Below are 18,380 nucleotides of genomic sequence, written 5' to 3' on the forward strand. Positions count from 1 at the left end.
GATCATGTGTTTGGGTGTATGGCTAGCGCTTGGGCCGAACGGCAATTCGGTTCATTACGGTACGCTTCACCGCTGGGACAGTGAGCCCCTCAGTGGGGCTCCCATACTGCCACCCGGCACCCCGTCAACCCGGCACCGGCCCCCGCCCAGAGCGGCGCGAGCGGCCGTTGCGTGCGCCCGGGGTCGCCTGATGCGCCACGACACGCGCGATGCCGAAAAAGAACGCAAACCCCAGATCTAGTGGTTGGATTGCGGCAGCAGCCCAGAAGTTGTGGTCCCTGGTCTTTCAGGGGCTCCGGGATCGCCTATGCTTGGGGCTGCTTCGAGGGCCCCAAGGGCCTGTTGAAGCTTATGAGTCGTGCCGTGAAGGAGGGTTGGAAGTTCCATGCACTGCCCCTTCTGCAGGCACCCTGACAGCCGCGTAGTCGACAGTCGCACCACTGACGACGGCACGTCGATCCGGCGGCGCCGTCAGTGCCCCGACTGCTCCCGTCGTTTCACGACTGTGGAGACGTGCTCACTGATGGTGGTGAAGCGCAGCGGCGTGACGGAACCCTTCAGTCGCACCAAGGTCATCAATGGCGTCCGCAAGGCATGCCAGGGACGGCCTGTGACCGAGGACGCCCTCGCCCTGCTCGGCCAGCGGGTCGAAGAAGCGGTGCGGGCCACCGGAAGCGCCGAGCTCACCACTCACGACGTGGGCCTTGCCATACTCGGCCCGTTGCAGGAGCTCGACCTTGTCGCCTACCTGCGCTTCGCGTCCGTGTACCGGGCCTTCGACTCGCTCGAGGACTTCGAGGCTGCCATCGGGGAACTGAGGGAACAGCGGCTCGAGGCCGAGCCGTGCGACGCGGGCGGAGAGCGCGTCGTGAACGACTGCGGGCCCGGCGGGACTGTCGAAGTCCCGGTGCCCGCCACTGCCGCCGACTGACCGGCTGGCCGACGGGCCGGCGGCGAACCAGACCTGTTGAAGGTGCCCTCCGGGGTGCCCTCGACACCAGACACACATCCGTGCCATGGGAACAACGTGGCACTTCAGGGCGTTTTAGCCTGATATAGGGAGGCGGCATGACCGAGACGACGAGCGGCCCGGCACGAGGTTCCCGCGCCAAGGGTTCCAAGGCCAGCAAGGGTCTGCGTATCGAGCGCATCCACACGACCCCCGGCGTGCATCCGTACGACGAGGTCGTCTGGGAGCGCCGTGACGTCGTCATGACCAATTGGCGCGACGGCTCGGTCAACTTCGAGCAGCGTGGCGTCGAGTTCCCCGACTTCTGGTCGGTGAACGCGGTCAACATCGTCACCAGCAAGTATTTCCGCGGGGCCGTCGGCACCCCGCAGCGCGAGACCGGCCTCAAGCAGCTGATCGACCGCATCGTGAAGACGTACCGCAAGGCTGGTGAGGACTACAGCTACTTCGCCTCGCCCGCCGACGCGGAGATCTTCGAGCACGAGCTGGCCTACGCCCTCCTGCACCAGATCTTCAGCTTCAACTCTCCGGTCTGGTTCAACGTCGGAACGCCCCAGCCCCAGCAGGTCTCCGCCTGCTTCATCCTGGCCGTCGACGACTCCATGGAGTCGATCCTCGACTGGTACAAGGAAGAGGGCATGATCTTCAAGGGCGGCTCCGGCGCCGGCCTGAACCTGTCCCGCATCCGTTCCTCCAAGGAACTGCTGTCCTCCGGAGGCAACGCCTCGGGCCCCGTCTCCTTCATGCGCGGTGCCGACGCCTCCGCCGGAACCATCAAGTCCGGTGGTGCCACCCGTCGCGCGGCCAAGATGGTCATCCTCGACGTCGACCACCCCGACATCGAGGGCTTCATCGAGACCAAGGTGAAGGAAGAGGAGAAGATCCGCGCCCTGCGTGACGCGGGCTTCGACATGGACCTGGGCGGCGACGACATCACGTCCGTCCAGTACCAGAACGCCAACAACTCGGTCCGTGTGAACGACACGTTCATGAAGGCGGTCGAGGAGGGCGGCAAGTTCGGCCTCACCTCCCGTATGACGGGCGACGTCATCGAGGAGGTCGACGCCAAGTCGCTCTTCCGCAAGATGGCCGAGGCCGCCTGGGCGTGTGCCGACCCCGGCATCCAGTACGACGACACGATCAACGCCTGGCACACCTGCCCGGAGTCCGGCCGCATCAACGGCTCGAACCCGTGCAGTGAGTACATGCACCTGGACAACACGTCCTGCAACCTCGCCTCGCTGAACCTGATGAAGTTCCTGAAGGACGACGGTAAGGGCAACCAGTCCTTCGACGCCGAGCGCTTCTCCAAGGTCGTCGAGCTGGTCATCACCGCGATGGACATCTCGATCTGCTTCGCGGACTTCCCGACGCAGAAGATCGGCGAGAACACCCGCGCCTTCCGTCAGCTGGGCATCGGCTACGCCAACCTGGGCGCCCTGCTCATGGCGACCGGCCACGCCTACGACTCCGACGGCGGCCGTGCGCTCGCCGGTGCCATCACGTCGCTGATGACGGGCACCTCGTACAAGCGCTCCGCCGAGCTCGCCGCGGTCGTCGGTCCGTACGACGGCTACGCCCGCAACGCCACGCCGCACAAGCGCGTCATGAAGCAGCACGCCGACGCCAACGCCGCGGCCGTCCGCGTGGACGACCTGGACACGCCGATCTGGGCCGCTGCCACGGAGGCCTGGCAGGACGTCGTCCGCCTCGGCGAGAAGAACGGTTTCCGTAACTCGCAGGCGTCGGTCATCGCCCCGACCGGCACCATCGGTCTCGCGATGTCCTGCGACACCACGGGCCTGGAGCCCGACCTCGCCCTGGTGAAGTTCAAGAAGCTCGTCGGCGGCGGCTCGATGCAGATCGTCAACGGCACCGTGCCGCAGGCCCTGCGTCGCCTGGGCTACCAGGAGGAGCAGATCGAGGCGGTCGTCGCCCACATCGCCGAGAACGGCAACGTGATCGACGCCCCGGGCCTGAAGCCCGAGCACTACGAGGTCTTCGACTGCGCCATGGGCGAGCGTTCCATCTCCGCGATGGGCCACGTCCGCATGATGGCCGCGATCCAGCCGTGGATCTCGGGTGCCCTCTCCAAGACGGTCAACCTCCCGGAGACCGCCACCGTCGAGGACGTCGAAGAGGTCTACTTCGAGGCCTGGAAGATGGGCGTCAAGGCGCTCGCCATCTACCGCGACAACTGCAAGGTCGGCCAGCCCCTCTCCGCCAAGAAGAAGGAGGAGAAGGCCGAGATCACCGAGAAGACCGAGGACACGATCCGTGCCGCGGTCGAGAAGGTGGTCGAGTACCGCCCGGTCCGCAAGCGCCTCCCCAAGGGTCGTCCCGGCATCACGACCTCCTTCACGGTGGGTGGCGCCGAGGGCTACATGACTGCGAACTCCTACCCGGACGACGGTCTCGGTGAGGTCTTCCTGAAGATGTCCAAGCAGGGCTCGACCCTCGCGGGCATGATGGACGCCTTCTCCATCGCCGTCTCCGTCGGTCTGCAGTACGGCGTGCCCCTGGAGACGTACGTTTCCAAGTTCACGAACATGCGCTTCGAGCCGGCCGGCATGACGGACGACCCGGACGTGCGGATGGCGCAGTCGATCGTCGACTACATCTTCCGTCGCCTGGCGCTGGACTTCCTGCCCTTCGAGACGCGCTCCGCGCTCGGCATCCACTCGGCCGAGGAGCGTCAGCGCCACCTGGAGACCGGGTCGTACGAGCCGGCCGAGGACGAGGTGGACGTCGAGGGTCTGGCGCAGTCCGCCCCGCGGCAGCCGGAGACCCTGAAGGCGGTCTCCACGCCGAAGGCTGAGGCCGAGGCGGTCAAGGAGGCCCCGCAGCAGGCGCACACCAGCGCTGAGCTCGTGGAGATGCAGCTGGGCATCCAGGCAGACGCTCCGCTCTGCTTCTCCTGCGGTACGAAGATGCAGCGCGCCGGTTCCTGCTACATCTGCGAGGGCTGCGGCTCGACCAGCGGCTGCAGCTGAACCTGGGTGGAACGGCGTCGGACGCACCATCCGACGTAGCCCGCACACGTAGCTGACCTGCAACAAACGAAGGGGACCGGCCTTTGGCCGGTCCCCTTCGTCGTGCCCACGACCGGAACAGGACTGCCGGGATGACCGACCTCGACAGCGAGAAGTTCGGCCATGGCGGGCACCCGCTCCATGAGAAGGGTCTCCGGCTGCCGCGGGAAGGATGGTGCAGCCGACAGCGATGGGTCAGTGCTCGCTGCCCATCAGGGACGCGAAGGTCGTCGGGTCGACGTCGAAGCCCCGGACGAAATCGCGGAACGACCATGCTCCGGCCTCGTCCCGCGTGAACTCGGCGATCGTCGCGGCCGTGCTGCCTGAGACGCCGGCAAGGTTGCTCTCCGCCAGGTGGTTGTGACCCTCGCGGATGCGGAACGCGGCATTCGAAATGTCACCGAAGACCTTCTGCCCCGTCTCCTGCTGTATGGCCACGCCCACCACGACCCGGATGAACGTCGGGCCGAGTCGGTCCAGCTCCAGCGTCATGACCTCGTCGAAACCGAAACCCTGTCCCGTCCTGCTGTCGCGGTTGAGGGTGATCGTGCCGTCGGGGGAGCGGCTGTCGAAGTGCACGAGGTACACAGGGGCGCCGTACGGAGCGTCGGCCGCGTACGTCGCCGCGATGATGTCGAGGTCGTTGGGCGGCGTTCCGGCCGGGCTCGGGTCCCACTTGAGACCGACTTCTACCTTCTTGATGCCCTTGTGGACACTGTTCACTGGACTTCCCTCTCCTTGTGCCCCGGCCGCTCTGACTTCACCAGGCTTGTGCCACCACGCGCGCGCCATGACGTAACGCACACGCTACGACGTACGACTGACAACGTCGTAGTGCCCCAGGTCAGAGACTGGGCAACTGAGCCGCGCCCAAACCTGATTGGTCCCGGCGCGCGACCGCGGAGATCATGGACCCATGACATGGAACGGGGAAGAACTCGACATCGACGCCTACTTGGCGAGGCTCGGGCATAGGGGCAAAACAGAGCCGGACCTGGAGACTCTGCGCACACTCCACAGAGAGCATGTCGCAGCGATCCCCTTTGAGAATCTCGAGCTGATGCTCGGCCGGCCGGTTCCGCTGGACCTGGCCGCCCTGCAGGACAAACTGCTGCGCCGGCGGCGGGGCGGTTACTGCTACGAACAGAATCTGCTCTTCGCGGCGGCCCTGGAACGCATCGGCTTCGACGTCACCGGACTCGGGGCACGCGTCAGGGCCGGGTCGACCTCCACGCGTGCGGTGACCCACATGCTCCTCAAGGTTGAGGTGGACGGCCATGCGTGGCACTGCGACACCGGGTTCGGAGCCGATGGTCTGCTCGAGCCGATTCCGCTGCGCGGGGGTGCGGAAATGCAACAAGGAGAGTGGCGTTTCGGCCTCCACCAGGAGGATGAAGGCGAAGGTGTCCTGGTGCTGCGGACATGGCGTCCCGGAGACGGATGGTTCGACCTCTACGCGTACACCCAGGAGCGGAGACTCCCGGTCGACTACGTAGTGATGAACCACTACACCTCGACCCACCCCCGGTCGTCGTTCGTTCGCCGGCCGGTATTGCAGAAGGCCGGCCCCGAGGTGCGGCGCAGCCTGGTGGGCGATCTGCTGACCCTGACCCGCCCGGACGGTGCGACGGACGAACGAAGCGTTCCTGTGGGCGAATTGATGGACACTCTAGACCGCGAGTTCGGTATTGAACTCGATGCTGAGGACTCTGCCGAGCTGATCCGGGTGCACTACGCCGGAGCGTGACCCGGACCGTGCTCCGCGCCGTACGATGGCGCGGTGCTGGTCAAGTGGATTCGCTGCTCCGTGGTCGATCGTCGGGGGTTCGAACGAGGACAGCGGAAGTGGGCGGGGCTCTTGGGGGAGCCGGGGTTCCGGGGGCAGGGCGGGGGGTGGAGTCGAGGGCGGCAGGGTGTCGCTCATGTCTTCACGTTCTGGGAGAGTCGAGCCTTCTACGACTCCTTCATGGCCCGCTCGCACGATCGGCTGGCCGCGGGGCAGTCCGGCACCTATAAGGACCTCCGCGCCAAACTCTTCGACCACCGTTTCGATGTGAAGACCGGGTTCGAGCCACGATTCACCGACGTGGATGTGGTGCGCGTCGCGCACTGCCGGGTCCGTGAGCCGCGGGTGGAGCATTTCGCGCTGATGCAGGAGAAGGTCTGGAACCCCGCCATGGCCGGCTCGCCCGGCATGGTGCGCGGTCTCTTCGGCGAGGCGCCCGGACATGAATTCCTGGTGCTCTCCATGTGGTTGTCGGCGGCCGAGCACGGCAAATACCGCGCAGAGCGGGTGGAGCGTCTCTCGTTGCGCGCACAGACGGAGGCCGATGTCGCCGCGCTCGCGGGGGACATCGTGGAGTTGGAGCCGTCCTGGACGGTGTGACCCCTTCTTGAGCCCAGGACAGTCGGCTTGACTCCAGAGCGGCCGGGCTTGCTGGGGACTGGATTCCTCGGCTTGTCGGGTTCACTCCGGTTGACCGTCCGTGCCGCCTGAGTCGGTCCGGCTCGTCTCGGCCCGTGCCGCCCCCGACCTCAGCGCCGAGCGAACGCACCCTCGCGGGTGGCGGCGATGGCCGCTGCCGCCGCCTGGTCCGCGAGTGCCGCGTCGACCGGTTCCCGCGTGATGAAGACGCGGAGCAGCAGGGGCGCGGATACGGCACGGACGAGCGCTGCCGCGTCGGTGTCCGGGGATGCCTCGCCGCGTTCCACGGCACGCTCGACGACCGCCTCGCAGCGTCCGAAGCGCTCGGCGTAGAAAGCGTGGAGGGCGTCGGCCGCCCGCGCCGACTGGAAGGCCGCCGCGACGAAAGCGGTGGGGGCCGCCGCAGACGCGTCGTCGGAGAAGGACTCGACCACTTCGCGGGCGAGTTCCCGGAGATCGCCCTCGAGGCTGCCGGTGTCCGGCGGAGTCCACGTGTCCTCGCCCGCCATTTCCAGGGCGTCGGCGACCATGCCTTCGAGGCCGCCCCAGCGGCGGTACAGCGTGGTCTTGTGGACTCCCGAGTGATCGGCGACGTATTCGACGGTGAGCCCGGGATACCCGTGGTCGGCCAGGCCGCTCAATACGGCGTCGCGGACGGCTGCGCGGGTCCGGGCCGTGCGGCCGCCGGGGCGACGGGTGCCCGGGGCCGCCGAGGACGACGAAGCGGGCGGAACGGGCCCCGGTCCGGTCGACTCGGCTGCTGCGGTCCGCTTCCGCCCGTTCGGGTCGCGGCCTTCCGTGCCCGGTGCGCCACCGCTCTGACCGGCAGCAACAGCTTTTTCCTTCATCGACCCGCCCCTTCCTCGCCGTCCCGCCAGGATGTTAATTGCTACTCGGGTTGCATTAGGTGTGCCAGTCTGTCACACTCATCGTAATGCGACAGACGTTGCGTTTGCTTGAGTGGATGGAAACCGGGGGTTCCTGTGCCTACTCAGATTTCTCTGCGCGGTGTGACCAAGAGCCGTGGGGATCGGCTGATCCTCGACGCGGTGTCTCTCGCGATCAGGCCGGGTGACCGTATAGGCGTTGTAGGGGAGAACGGTGCGGGCAAGTCCACGCTGCTGCACCTGATGTCCGGTGACCTGCGGCCCGACGAGGGTGAGGTGGTCACCGTCGCCGAACGAGGGGCCGGCTTGCTCGCGCAGACTCCCCAGCTCCCGCCGGACCGGCACGTCGGCGACGCCATCGACGCCGCTCTGGCTGAACTCCGGGCAATGGAGCGCCGGTTGCGGGCACTCGAAGCGGAGCTCGGTTCCGCGAGCGAGCGTGACCTGGGCGAATACGGGGATCTGCTCACCGCCTTCGAGTTGCGCGGTGGCTATGAGGCGGACGCGCGCGTGGACAAGGCGATGCACGGCCTGGGGCTCGGCCACATCAGCCGGGACAGGGTGCTGGGCAGCCTGTCCGGCGGTGAACAGGCCCGGCTCGGCCTCGCCTGCCTCATAGCGGCCGCCCCCGAGGTCATGTTCCTGGACGAACCGACCAATCACCTCGACGAGAGTGCACTGGACTGGCTGGAGAGCGCCCTCTCGGTGCATCGCGGGACGGTCGTCGCGGTCTCCCATGACCGTATGTTCCTGGAGCGCGTGACCACCGCGATCCTCGAAGTGGACGCCGACCGTCGGTCAGTGGTTCGGCATGGCGGTGGCTACCAGGGACTGGTCGCGGAGCGGGCGGCCGCCCGGTTGCGCTGGGAGCAGCAGTACGCGGAATGGTGTGAGGAGACGAGCCGCCTCCAGGAGTTCATGGCGACCACGGCCCACGCGGTCGCCGGTGGTCGGGGCATGAAGGACAACAACAAAATGGCGTACGACCGTGCCGGGGGGCGGGTCCAGGCCTCGGTCGCGGGGCGCGTCAGGAACGCTCAGGAACGGCTCCGAAGGCTGCGGGACCAGCCGGTCGAGCGGCCGCCCGAACCGCTCAGGTTCACGGCACGCCCCATGACAGGCGCGACCCAGGGTGAGCTGGTGAGTCTGCGGGACGTGAAGGTGGCAGAACGGCTCGCCGTGAGGTCGCTCACCGTCTCGGCGGGCGAGCGACTGCTGATCCACGGAGGCAACGGCGCCGGCAAGTCCACTCTGCTGCGCACCATGGCGGGAGTGCTCCAACCCGACGCGGGCACTGTCGTCCGCAGAGGACGCATCGGCTACCTCGCCCAGGAGATACCGGTACGGCGCCCGACCGAGCGCGTCCTCGAAGCTTTCGGGAAAGGCCTCGGGCTGGCCGACGACGAGCAGAGGGAGCTGCTCCTCTCATACGGCCTGTTCAGGCCGCGCGACCTGCACGTCCCGGTTGGCTCCCTGTCCGCGGGGCAGCGGCGGAGACTGGCCCTCGCGCGTCTGCTCGCCCGACCCGCCGACCTGCTGTTGCTGGACGAGCCGGCGAACCACCTGGCACTGGGCCTGGTCGAAGAACTGGAGGCAGCCCTGGAGCAGTGGACGGGAGCGCTGGTCGTCGTCTCGCACGACCGATTGCTCCGACGGCGCTTCACAGGTCGCATACGCCGGATGGAGTCCGGGCGGCTACCCGACTGAGCAGCCCACCAGGGACCCGATCTAGGGTTTCCCTATGGCACGCCCGCGGCGCATCATCCTGGTCAGGCACGGCGAGTCGGCAGGCAACGCCGACGACACCGTGTACGAGCGCGAACCCGATCACGCCCTCGAGCTCACCGAAACGGGGTGGTCGCAGGCGGAGGACACGGGGAAACACCTGCGCGAACTGCTCGGTCGCGAGCGCGTGAGCGTGTACGTGTCGCCGTACCGCCGCACCCATGAAACGTTCCAGGCGTTCCGGCTCGATCCGGAACTGGTGCGGGTACGGGAGGAGCCGAGGCTGCGGGAGCAGGACTGGGGCAACTGGCAGGACAGGGACGATGTGCGGCTGCAGAAGGCGTACCGCGACGCGTACGGGCACTTCTTCTACCGATTCGCACAAGGAGAGTCGGGGGCCGATGTCTACGACAGGGTGGGGGCCTTCCTGGAAAGCCTCTACCGGAGCTTCGAAGCGCCGGACCATCCGCCGAACGTCCTGCTGGTCACGCACGGACTCACCATGCGGTTGTTCTGCATGCGCTGGTTCCACTGGTCGGTGGCCGAGTTCGAGTCGCTGTCCAACCCGGGCAACGGGGCGATGAGGGTGCTGGTGCTCGGCGACGACGGCAAGTACACGCTGGACCGGCCGTTCGAACGCTGGCGTGAGCCTGAGTCGTACGGCGTCACTGGGTAGGCCGGGTTAGGCAATATCGGAGAGGGGTGGATGCCGTCCCGGTCCGGAGCTGTGAGTCCGGAGCCTGTGATTCCGGGGCTGTGACGGGGATATCACCGGGCGGCGGTTCCGGCAGGGTCGGAGGAAGCGATTGAGTGGTGCTGGATCCGTTGGCAACGAATTAGAGTGGCAGGGCGATGACCGCAGATTCCTCTCCCGACCGGCGCCTCGAGCGCGCTCTGGCCAGCCTGCGCGGACTGGCGGTGGGGGACGCGCTGGGCTCACAGTTTTTCGTCCCCGCGCATTACCCCCTGCTCAAGCGTCGGGAGCTGCCCGACGCGCCCTGGCAGTGGACCGACGACACGGAGATGGCCTGCTCGGTACTGGCCATCCTTACCAAGCACCGACGAATCGATCAGGATGCCCTCGCCCTGTCGTTCGCCGAGCACCATGACTTCGACCGTGGCTACGGCCCCGCCGTGAACAGGCTGCTGCGGCAGGTCCGCGAAGGCGAGGACTGGCGGGAGCTGGCCTCCGCGCTCTTCAAGGGGCAGGGGTCATGGGGGAATGGTGCGGCCATGCGGATCGCCCCGCTCGGCGCCTGGTACGCGGACGACCCGGAGCAGGCGACACACCAGGCGGAGATCTCGGCGTATCCCACGCATCAGCACCGTGAGGCCGTCGTCGGAGCCATGGCGGTAGCCGCGGCCGCGGCGCTGGCGGCCGCTCCCGAGGGACCGCCCGCGCCGAAGGAACTGCTCGACGGCGTCATCGACCTGGTGCCGCGCAGTGCGGTGGGGGCGGGGCTGCGCAGGGCGCGGGACATGCTCGACTACGGCGATGCCGGGACGGTCGCGGCGGTCCTGGGGTGCGGCCGGCGGACGACGGCGCACGACACGGTGCCGTTCGCGCTGTGGTCGGCCGCTCGTCGGCTCGGGGCGTACGAGCGGGCGATCTGGGACACGGCCCGGGTCGGCGGGGACATGGACACGACGTGCGCCATCGTCGGTGGTGTCGTCGCCTCCGGTGAGGGCGGCGCGCCGCCCGAGGAGTGGCTGGAGCGGACGGAGGCGCTGCCGGACTGGGTTCTCGCCGGGACGGTCTGACCCTCCGCTCGGCACGTATCCCACGGCAGACGGTGCGCCGCGCGCAGGACCGGCTGCGGCTCGTGGCCCACACACCGTGCCCTGTGGCCGCCGTTGGACCACGGCGGCCTCCGGTGCTCACGCCCCTCACGCCACTCGCGCCGTGAGTGGTGCAGGTGTCGACCCATCGCGCCGTGAGTGGCGCAGACGCCGACCATCCGCGCCGCGAGTGGTGCAGGTGCCGCCCAGCGTGGCGTCCCAGTTCGCCACGCCGTCCGGCGCCCGCGCCCGCCCCGCATCCGCCACGCCGTCCGGCGCCCGCGTCCGCCCCGCATCCGCCCCGCCCTCCGGCACCCGCACCGCCCCGCGCCCGCCCCGCCATCCGGCGCCCGCACCGCCCCGCGCCCGCTGAGCGTTGTCCGTCAGCCGGCTGCCGGGCCTGCCGCGCTGGCTGTGCCTGCGAGAGCGTCGAGGTCGCTCTTGCGTACGCGGATCACCAGTACCGCGGTGATCAGGGCCACGACAGCCATCGCCGCGGCCGGGATGAAGGCGGTGGAGATGCCCTCTGCCAGGATCTCGTGGCTCCAGGGGGCCGGGAGCTCGTGGGTCTTGGCGAACTCGGCCTTCTGCTCGGGGGAGGCGTGGACCATGAAGTCGGCCACCTGGTCCCTGCCTTCGTTCCGGCTCGCCGTGCCGAAGACCGTGGTGAGGATGGAGAGGCCGAGCGAGCCACCGACCTGCTGGGTGGCGTTGAGGAGGCCGGATGCCGCGCCCGCCTCGTGGATGGCCACTCCGGAGACGGCGGTCAGGGTCAGGGTCACGAAGTTCAGGCCCATGCCGAAGCCGAAGAGGAGCATCGGGCCGAGTACGCCGCCGACGTACGAGCTGTCGGGGCCGATCAATGCCTGCCAGCCGAGGCCGACGGCGACGATGGCCGAGCCGGTCACCATGAACGGCTTGGGACCGAGCACGGGGAGGAACTTCTGCGACAGGGTCGCGCCGAGCGCGATGACCACTGTGACCGGCAGGAAGGCCAGGCCGGCTTCGATCGGGCTGTAGTTCAGGATGTTCTGGACGAAGAGGACGATGAAGAAGAACATGCCGAACATCGCGGCGGCCAGGCTGAGCATGATCACATAGGTGCCGGAGCGGTTGCGGTCGGCGAACATGCGGAGGGGCGTGATCGGCTCCTTCGCCCGCTTCTCGACGAACACGAAGGCCGCGAGCAGGACGACCGCGGCGGCGAAGGAACCCACGGTGATGCTGTCGCGCCAGCCCTCTTCGGCGGCGCGGATGAACCCGTAGACCAGGGAGGCCATGCCGAGCGTCGACGTCAGGGCGCCCAGGATGTCGAAACGGCCGGGGTGGCGTTTGGATTCATTGATGTAGAGCGGGGTGAGGACGGCGATCAGGATGCCTATGGGCACGTTCACGAACAGGACCCAGCGCCAGTTCAGCCACTCGGTCAGCATGCCGCCCGCCAGCAGGCCGATGGCGCCGCCACCTGCGGAGACGGCGGCGAAGACGCCGAAGGCGCGGTTCCGTTCGGGGCCCTCGGGGAAGGTCGTCGTGATCAGCGCGAGCGAGGTGGGCGAGGCGATGGCACCACCGACGCCCTGCAGGGCGCGCGCGGCGAGCAACTGCCAGGGCTCCTGGGCGAATCCGCCGAGGAGCGAGGCGAACGTGAAGAGGAGGATGCCGGCCATGAAGACACGGCGGCGTCCCAGGATGTCACCGGCGCGACCGCCGAGGAGCAGCAGTCCACCGAAGGTGAGGGTGTACGCGCTGACGACCCAAGTGAGGTCGGTCGTCGAGAAGTTGAGGGCTCCCTGGATGTGGGGGAGCGCGATGTTCACAATCGTGGCGTCCAGTACCACCATGAGTTGGCAGGCCGCGATGACAGTGAGAGCTAAGCCGGGGTGCCCCTCTCGGCGGGCGGTACCGGGCTTTTGATCCTTCGTCAGCTGAGAGGTGGTCGTCATGATCCCCCACAAGTTCCTTAGTGAACGCTTCCGTTCACTGTCAATCACGAAGGTAGTGACACCCCTTGAGTGAACGCAACCGTTCACTGATCCTTCTTCCGTTCTCTGCCTTCCTTGTGTGCTCCATGGAGAGAAATTGATGGCTACTTCTCGTTGGTCCGCGGCTCCCGCACGGACGGCGGTACCGCGCCGCCGGGGGCCCGTCCTGGAGCGGGCGATCCTCGACGCCGCCCTGGAGCAGCTCAGTACGGTCGGCTGGAGCGGGCTGACGATGGAGGGCGTGGCCGCGGGCGCGCAGACGGGCAAGGCCGCGGTGTACCGCCGGTGGCCCTCCAAGGAGGACCTCGTCGTCGACGCGCTGCGGGCCGGGCTGCCCCGGCTCGACAGCCCTCCGGACTGCGGCAGTGTTCGTGAAGACCTGTTGCAGCTGTGCAAGGAGATGCGGGTCTCGATGTTCTCGCGCACCGGCTCCGCCCTGCGCGCGGTGCTTCACGAATGCGACACGACAACGGCTGAGCGTTTCCATGACGTGATCTTCCAGGGCGTGATCGAGCCGAGCGTCCAATTGATCAAGGCGGTCGTGCGTCGAGGAATTGAGCGTGGAGAGGTGCGTTCCGGGGGAGTGGACGCGTACGTCTGTGATGTCATTCCGGCGATGCTCATGTACCGCTCGAAGGTGTGCGGAAGCGAATGGCGTGACGAGGAATTCGAGGCCTTGATCGATCAGGTGATGGTTCCCATGCTGCGCCCCTGAGGGGCCGGGCGCCCGAGGTGCGGGGCTGGGTGTCGCGGGCGGGCCCGGGCGGCGTAGGCTATTGCCGCCATGCCGTACGAACCACCCACCCACACCGTCGAGCGCTCCTTGCGCGCCACCACCGGAGCGAAGATCGTCGCCGGTGTCGACGAGGTCGGGCGCGGCGCGTGGGCGGGACCGGTCACCGTCTGTGCGGCGGTCACGGGCCTGCGCAGGCCGCCGGAAGGGCTCACCGACTCCAAGCTGATCACTCCCAAGCGGCGCACCGCGCTCGCCGAGGAGCTGGCGGGCTGGGTCACGGCGCACGCCCTCGGTCACGCCTCGCACGAGGAGATCGACGACATGGGGATGACGGCCGCGCTGCGGCTCGCCGCGGTGCGTGCTCTGGAGGGGCTGCCGGTCCGTCCGGACGCGGTCATCCTCGACGGGAAGCACGACTACCTCGGCAATCCCTGGCGGGTTCGTACGGTGATCAAGGGCGACCAATCCTGTGTGGCCGTCGCCGCGGCTTCGGTGATCGCGAAAGTTCAGCGCGACAAAATGATGGCCGAACTGGGCATCGAACATGCAGACTTCGGTTTTGCGGCCAACGCCGGCTATCCGTCGCCGGTGCACAAGGCCGCGCTGGCGGAGCGGGGGCCCACCCCGTACCACCGGCTCACGTGGGCGTATCTTGATGCGTTGCCCCAGTGGCGGCACCTCAAGAAGGCCCGCAGCTGGGCGGACGGAAATGTTCCGGAAAATGAGGGTCAGCTCGGCTTTGAGTTCTGACGCTTTTCCGGGCCTTCCCGTCGCACTCATGTGCCACCCGCCGACGCGAGTCGCATCGGCGTTTGATAGACAACACTTCATGCCTCTCATTCCCGAGGAGCCTCAGATTCACGAGAGTGCCCAGGGTCCCCGCGCCACGCCGGCCAGCGGCCGTACCGCGCCGACCCCCCGCCCCGTACCCGGACCGCGTCCCGCGGCACCGCCGCGCCCCGGCCGTCCGGGTCCTGCCCGGCCGATGCCGCCCGCGCAGCGCACGCCGCGTGACGCGGCCGCCAAGCCCGGGCCCGCCGCTCCGGCTGCCCCCGGTCCCGCCGCTTCCGGTGCCTCGGCATCGGTGCCGCAGATCCAGCTGATCCCGGCCTCGGCCGAGGGCGCGCTGGACGCGGCCGAGGAAGCGGTCGACCTTCTTCTCGACTCCGGGCGTGCCCCCGGCGAGGTCCTGGTGATCAGCACCGGTGACCCGCACCCGTGGGCCGCGCACGAGCTGTCCTTCGGTGAGGCCTCCTACTGGGCCCAGCACGACGCGGGCGACGACGTCTTCTACGCCGACGCCACCGCCCTGGATCGTGCCGCGTCCCGGCCCGTGGTCGTCGTCGCCCTCAACGGAGGCAGCGAAGAGACCGCGGCAGCGGCCCTGCCGACGGCTCTCACCCGAGCCGGCACCCTGTTGATCGTCTGCGGCGACCCGCAGCGGATCAACTCGATGCTGGGCGCGGGTGTCTGAGACGACGTTCGTCGGCCGACGTCATGGCCGACGCGGGGTCGTAACGGGCGTGGAGTCGTAGTCGACCGCGCGGTGGTGCCGTCAGGCACCGACCGCGCGGAAGCGCGGTGTCACAGCCGACGTGTGCCGTGGCGCGCGGTACCGGGTGTGGCCAACGGGCCGTGCGTCAGCGTGCCGCCGCGCGGCGCAGCACATCGGAGGCGGCCCCTCCGGTGCGTATCGCCGGCGGATCGGTGCCGGTGAAGGGCTCGGGCCGTGAGCCGAGGCTCGGCTGTCGGCCGCCGCGTCCCTCGCCGAGCACCTGCCAGCCGTCGGACGTCAGCGTGATGTACGCGCCGCAGCGCAGTCCGTGCAGCGTGCAGGCATCGCGCAGGCCCCACATCCAGGCCCCGTCCTCCTGGGTCCAACGGGCGTCCCCTTCACGGCAGTAGAGCAGTACGGCGGTGCGTACCGGAGTGCGGCGGCGCAGGTCGTGCGGGATGACCCGGCGCAACTGCGCGAGCAGCGCGTTGCGGAAGACCCACCCGTCCGTCGCCGTCGCGCGCCTGCTGAACGAGGCGCTCGCCCGCAGGCGTTCGTCGGGATCGAGCACGGCCACTACCGCCGTCGCCGGGGCCGGCAGATGGCGCGCGTGCAGACCGCTGACGACCTCGCGCGGGTTGCGCAGCAGAGGAATCCCCGCCGCCGACCACTCGGCGGGTTCCAGCATCCGCGCCAGTCGGTGGGCGGAGTCGGCGGAGTCCGGGGAGAACTCGGCCGAAGTCGAGGCCGAGGTCGAGGTCGATGCCGATGAGCCCGGCGTGGATGCCGCGCCGGACGAGACGAATCCGAAGGTCACGGTCCTCCCTTCGGCTACGCGCCCGTACGAGGGCGGGGTCGGGCTGGGGGAGCGCACCGCGGCACAGCCCTACCGGACCACGTGGCCGCACGGGAGCGCTTCCAATTGTTCCCGCCGCGATCGCCGGGGGCAATGAACAATCGGCACGGGATGCCGCTATCGGTCGGTGCGCTGCCTCTATCCCTGCCCAGATCATCCGCGTCCGAGTCCTCCATCCTCCGAGTCCTCCGAGCCGTCCGAGTCCTCCGGGGCTCTGGAGTCCGCCGGGTCCTCGGCGTCCTCCGAGTCCTCCGCGCCCCGTGGGGCCGTGGCGGATTCGGCGATTGTCAGTGGCATCGGGTTGCATGGAGACATGGACACCCTGGAGCTCCGCACCGAAGCCGACGCCATCCTCGCCGAGCTCGTCGGCGACCCCGGGGGTTCGGCCCGGCTGCGCGAGGACCAGTGGCAGGCGGTCGCGGCGCTGGTGCAGGAGCGGCGGCGCGCCCTGGTGGTGCAGCGCACCGGCTGGGGCAAGTCGGCGGTGTACTTCGTGGCCACGGCCCTGCTGCGCCGCCGCGGCGCGGGCCCCACCGTGATCATCTCCCCGCTCCTCGCCCTGATGCGCAACCAGGTCGAGTCCGCGGCGCGCGCCGGCATCCAGGCGCGCACCATCAACTCGGCCAACCCCGAGGAGTGGGAGACGATCTACGGAGAGGTCGAGCGCGGCGAGACCGACGTCCTCCTCGTCAGCCCGGAACGCCTCAACTCGGTGGACTTCCGCGACCAGGTGCTGCCCAAGCTCGCGGCCACCACGGGTCTGCTGGTGGTCGACGAGGCGCACTGCATCTCCGACTGGGGCCACGACTTCCGGCCCGACTACCGAAGGCTGCGCGCGATGCTGGCCGAGCTCTCGGCCGGCGTGCCCGTACTGGCCACGACCGCGACGGCCAACGCGCGCGTGACGGCGGACGTGGCCGAACAGTTGGGCACCGGCGCGGGCGAGGCCCTGGTGCTGCGCGGCGCACTGGAGCGCGAGAGCCTGCGCCTCGGCGTCGTCCAGCTGCCGGACGCCGCCCACCGGCTCGCCTGGCTCGCCGAGCACCTGGACGGACTGCAGGGCTCCGGGATCATCTACGCACTGACCGTCGCCGCCGCCGAGGAGGCCACCGCCTTCCTGCGGCAGCGCGGCTTCAAGGTGGCGTCGTACACGGGACGTACGGAGAACGCCGACCGCTTGCAGGCCGAGACCGACCTCCAGGAGAACCGGGTCAAGGCGCTGGTCGCCACCTCGGCGCTGGGCATGGGCTTCGACAAGCCGGACCTGGGTTTCGTGGTGCACCTCGGTTCGCCGTCCTCACCGATCGCCTACTACCAGCAGGTGGGCCGTGCGGGACGAGGCGTCGAGCACGCCGACGTGTTGCTGCTGCCGGGCAAGGAGGACGAGGCCATCTGGCGCTACTTCGCCGATACGGCGTTCCCGCCCGAGGCGCAGGTCCGCCAGACCCTCTCCGCGCTCGCCGACGCGGGGCGGCCGCTGTCCGTGCCGGCCCTGGAGGCCGTGGTGGAGCTCCGCCGCACCCGTCTGGAGACGATGCTGAAGGTCCTCGACGTGGACGGGGCGGTCAAGCGGGTCAAGGGCGGCTGGATCTCCACCGGCGAGCCGTGGGTCTACGACGCCGAGCGGTACGCGTGGGTGGCCAGGCAGCGGCAGGCCGAGCAGCAGGCCATGCGTGACTACGTGAGTACGGATCTGTGCCGCATGGAGTTCCTGCGTCGGCAGCTGGACGACGAGGGTGCGGCTCCGTGCGGCAGGTGTGACAACTGCGCGGGCGCCTGGACCGACGCGTCCGTCTCCGAGGACGCGCTGTCGGGCGCGGCGAAGGAGCTGGACCGTCCCGGCGTCGAGGTCGAGCCGCGCAGGATGTGGCCGACGGGCATGGCCGCGCTGGGTGTCGAACTCAAGGGACGCATTCCGGCCAAGGAGCAGTGCTCCACCGGGCGGGCCCTCGGCCGCCTCTCGGACATCGGCTGGGGCAACCGGCTGCGTCCGTTGCTGGCCGAGAACGCGCCGGACGGGCCGGTCCCCGACGACGTGCTCAAGGCCGCGGTCGCCGTCCTCGCCGACTGGGCGCGCTCTCCGGGGGGATGGGCGACCGGCGCCGCGGACGCCGCGGCCCGGCCGGTGGGCGTCGTGGCCGTGCCGTCGATCTCCCGTCCGCAGCTCGTCGGCTCGCTCGCGCAGGGGATCGCGACCGTCGGCCGCCTTCCCTTCCTGGGGACGCTGGCGTACGCCGGGCCGGGCGGCGCGCACGCGGCGCGCCGGAGCAACTCCGCCCAGCGGCTGCGGGCGTTGTCGGACGCGTTCACCGTCCCGGAGGAGCTGGCTACCGCGCTGGCCGCCTCGCCGGGGCCGGTCCTGCTCGTCGACGACTGCACCGACTCGGGCTGGACCCTCGCCGTCGCCGCGCGTCTCCTGCGGAGGGCGGGCGGCGGGGAGGTGCTACCTCTGGTGCTCGCGGCGGCGGGCTAGAGCCTGCCGGCCGGGTCCAG

At 69.2% G+C, this 18,380-nt stretch carries 16 protein-coding genes; 12 read left to right on the top strand and 4 right to left on the bottom strand.

Annotation, left to right across the window (positions count from 1 at the left end):
* Positions 1-385: 385 nt before the first annotated feature.
* On the top strand, positions 386-931 hold the full coding sequence (gene nrdR, locus AC07DO_RS15095; RefSeq protein WP_365362934.1) for a transcriptional regulator NrdR: 546 nt from the start codon (positions 386-388) through the stop codon (positions 929-931).
* A gap of 137 nt (positions 932-1,068) precedes the next feature.
* Positions 1,069-3,963 carry a vitamin B12-dependent ribonucleotide reductase gene (locus AC07DO_RS15100; RefSeq protein ID WP_479059835.1) on the top strand — a complete coding sequence of 965 codons (2,895 nt, stop codon included), beginning with the start codon at positions 1,069-1,071 and terminating at the stop codon, positions 3,961-3,963.
* A 234-nt stretch (positions 3,964-4,197) separates the two neighbouring features.
* On the opposite strand, the gene AC07DO_RS15105 is transcribed toward AC07DO_RS15100, so the two are convergent.
* A complete protein-coding gene (locus tag AC07DO_RS15105) occupies positions 4,198-4,794 on the bottom strand; it encodes a TerD family protein (RefSeq protein WP_479060689.1) in 597 nt (198 codons plus the stop codon).
* A 124-nt stretch (positions 4,795-4,918) separates the two neighbouring features.
* On the opposite strand from AC07DO_RS15105, the gene AC07DO_RS15110 reads away from it, so the two are divergent.
* Together AC07DO_RS15110 and AC07DO_RS15115 are read left to right on the top strand one after the other, a co-directional pair.
* Positions 4,919-5,749, top strand: a complete 831-nt coding sequence (locus AC07DO_RS15110; protein WP_479059837.1) for an arylamine N-acetyltransferase family protein — start codon at positions 4,919-4,921, stop codon at positions 5,747-5,749.
* A 33-nt stretch (positions 5,750-5,782) separates the two neighbouring features.
* Positions 5,783-6,388 (top strand): YdbC family protein, encoded by a 606-nt coding sequence (locus tag AC07DO_RS15115; protein ID WP_479059838.1) that lies wholly within the window; start codon positions 5,783-5,785, stop codon positions 6,386-6,388.
* A gap of 149 nt (positions 6,389-6,537) precedes the next feature.
* Here the strand turns inward: AC07DO_RS15115 and AC07DO_RS15120 are convergent, their stop codons facing one another.
* Positions 6,538-7,275 carry a TetR/AcrR family transcriptional regulator gene (locus AC07DO_RS15120; RefSeq protein WP_479059840.1) on the bottom strand — a complete coding sequence of 246 codons (738 nt, stop codon included), beginning with the start codon at positions 7,273-7,275 and terminating at the stop codon, positions 6,538-6,540.
* 135 nt (positions 7,276-7,410) lie between these two features.
* Between AC07DO_RS15120 and abc-f the strand changes: the two genes are divergently transcribed.
* From abc-f to AC07DO_RS15140, 4 genes are all read left to right on the top strand, one after another.
* Positions 7,411-9,021: a ribosomal protection-like ABC-F family protein gene (gene abc-f, locus AC07DO_RS15125; protein WP_479059842.1), complete on the top strand. Its 1,611-nt coding sequence runs from the start codon at positions 7,411-7,413 to the stop codon at positions 9,019-9,021.
* Between the two features lie 34 nt (positions 9,022-9,055).
* Positions 9,056-9,715: a histidine phosphatase family protein gene (locus AC07DO_RS15130; protein WP_479059844.1), complete on the top strand. Its 660-nt coding sequence runs from the start codon at positions 9,056-9,058 to the stop codon at positions 9,713-9,715.
* A gap of 176 nt (positions 9,716-9,891) precedes the next feature.
* Positions 9,892-10,800, top strand: coding sequence for an ADP-ribosylglycohydrolase family protein (locus AC07DO_RS15135; protein ID WP_479059846.1), 909 nt, complete (start codon positions 9,892-9,894; stop codon positions 10,798-10,800).
* 229 nt (positions 10,801-11,029) lie between these two features.
* Positions 11,030-11,191 carry a hypothetical protein gene (locus tag AC07DO_RS15140; RefSeq protein ID WP_479059848.1) on the top strand — a complete coding sequence of 54 codons (162 nt, stop codon included), beginning with the start codon at positions 11,030-11,032 and terminating at the stop codon, positions 11,189-11,191.
* Between the two features lie 10 nt (positions 11,192-11,201).
* Here the strand turns inward: AC07DO_RS15140 and AC07DO_RS15145 are convergent, their stop codons facing one another.
* Positions 11,202-12,761: an MFS transporter gene (locus tag AC07DO_RS15145; RefSeq protein ID WP_479059849.1), complete on the bottom strand. Its 1,560-nt coding sequence runs from the start codon at positions 12,759-12,761 to the stop codon at positions 11,202-11,204.
* 139 nt (positions 12,762-12,900) lie between these two features.
* Here AC07DO_RS15145 and AC07DO_RS15150 point away from each other — a divergent pair, with 139 nt between their 5' ends.
* The 3 genes from AC07DO_RS15150 to AC07DO_RS15160 all read left to right on the top strand — a co-directional run bounded on the left by AC07DO_RS15150 (position 12,901) and on the right by AC07DO_RS15160 (position 15,010).
* Positions 12,901-13,515, top strand: a complete 615-nt coding sequence (locus AC07DO_RS15150; RefSeq protein ID WP_479059850.1) for a TetR/AcrR family transcriptional regulator — start codon at positions 12,901-12,903, stop codon at positions 13,513-13,515.
* Between the two features lie 69 nt (positions 13,516-13,584).
* Complete coding sequence (locus AC07DO_RS15155) at positions 13,585-14,286, top strand: ribonuclease HII (RefSeq protein ID WP_479059851.1); 702 nt, start codon at positions 13,585-13,587, stop codon at positions 14,284-14,286.
* 79 nt (positions 14,287-14,365) lie between these two features.
* Positions 14,366-15,010 carry a hypothetical protein gene (locus AC07DO_RS15160; RefSeq protein ID WP_479059852.1) on the top strand — a complete coding sequence of 215 codons (645 nt, stop codon included), beginning with the start codon at positions 14,366-14,368 and terminating at the stop codon, positions 15,008-15,010.
* Between the two features lie 166 nt (positions 15,011-15,176).
* On the opposite strand, the gene AC07DO_RS15165 is transcribed toward AC07DO_RS15160, so the two are convergent.
* The gene (locus AC07DO_RS15165) at positions 15,177-15,848 is read right to left on the bottom strand and encodes a hypothetical protein (RefSeq protein WP_479059853.1); all 672 of its coding nucleotides are present in this window, start codon (positions 15,846-15,848) and stop codon (positions 15,177-15,179) included.
* 352 nt (positions 15,849-16,200) lie between these two features.
* Between AC07DO_RS15165 and AC07DO_RS15170 the strand changes: the two genes are divergently transcribed.
* The gene (locus AC07DO_RS15170) at positions 16,201-18,360 is read left to right on the top strand and encodes a RecQ family ATP-dependent DNA helicase (RefSeq protein WP_479059854.1); all 2,160 of its coding nucleotides are present in this window, start codon (positions 16,201-16,203) and stop codon (positions 18,358-18,360) included.
* The last annotated feature ends 20 nt before the right edge of the window (positions 18,361-18,380 follow it).

It is taken from the genome of Streptomyces sp. NPDC045678 (assembly GCF_056432085.1).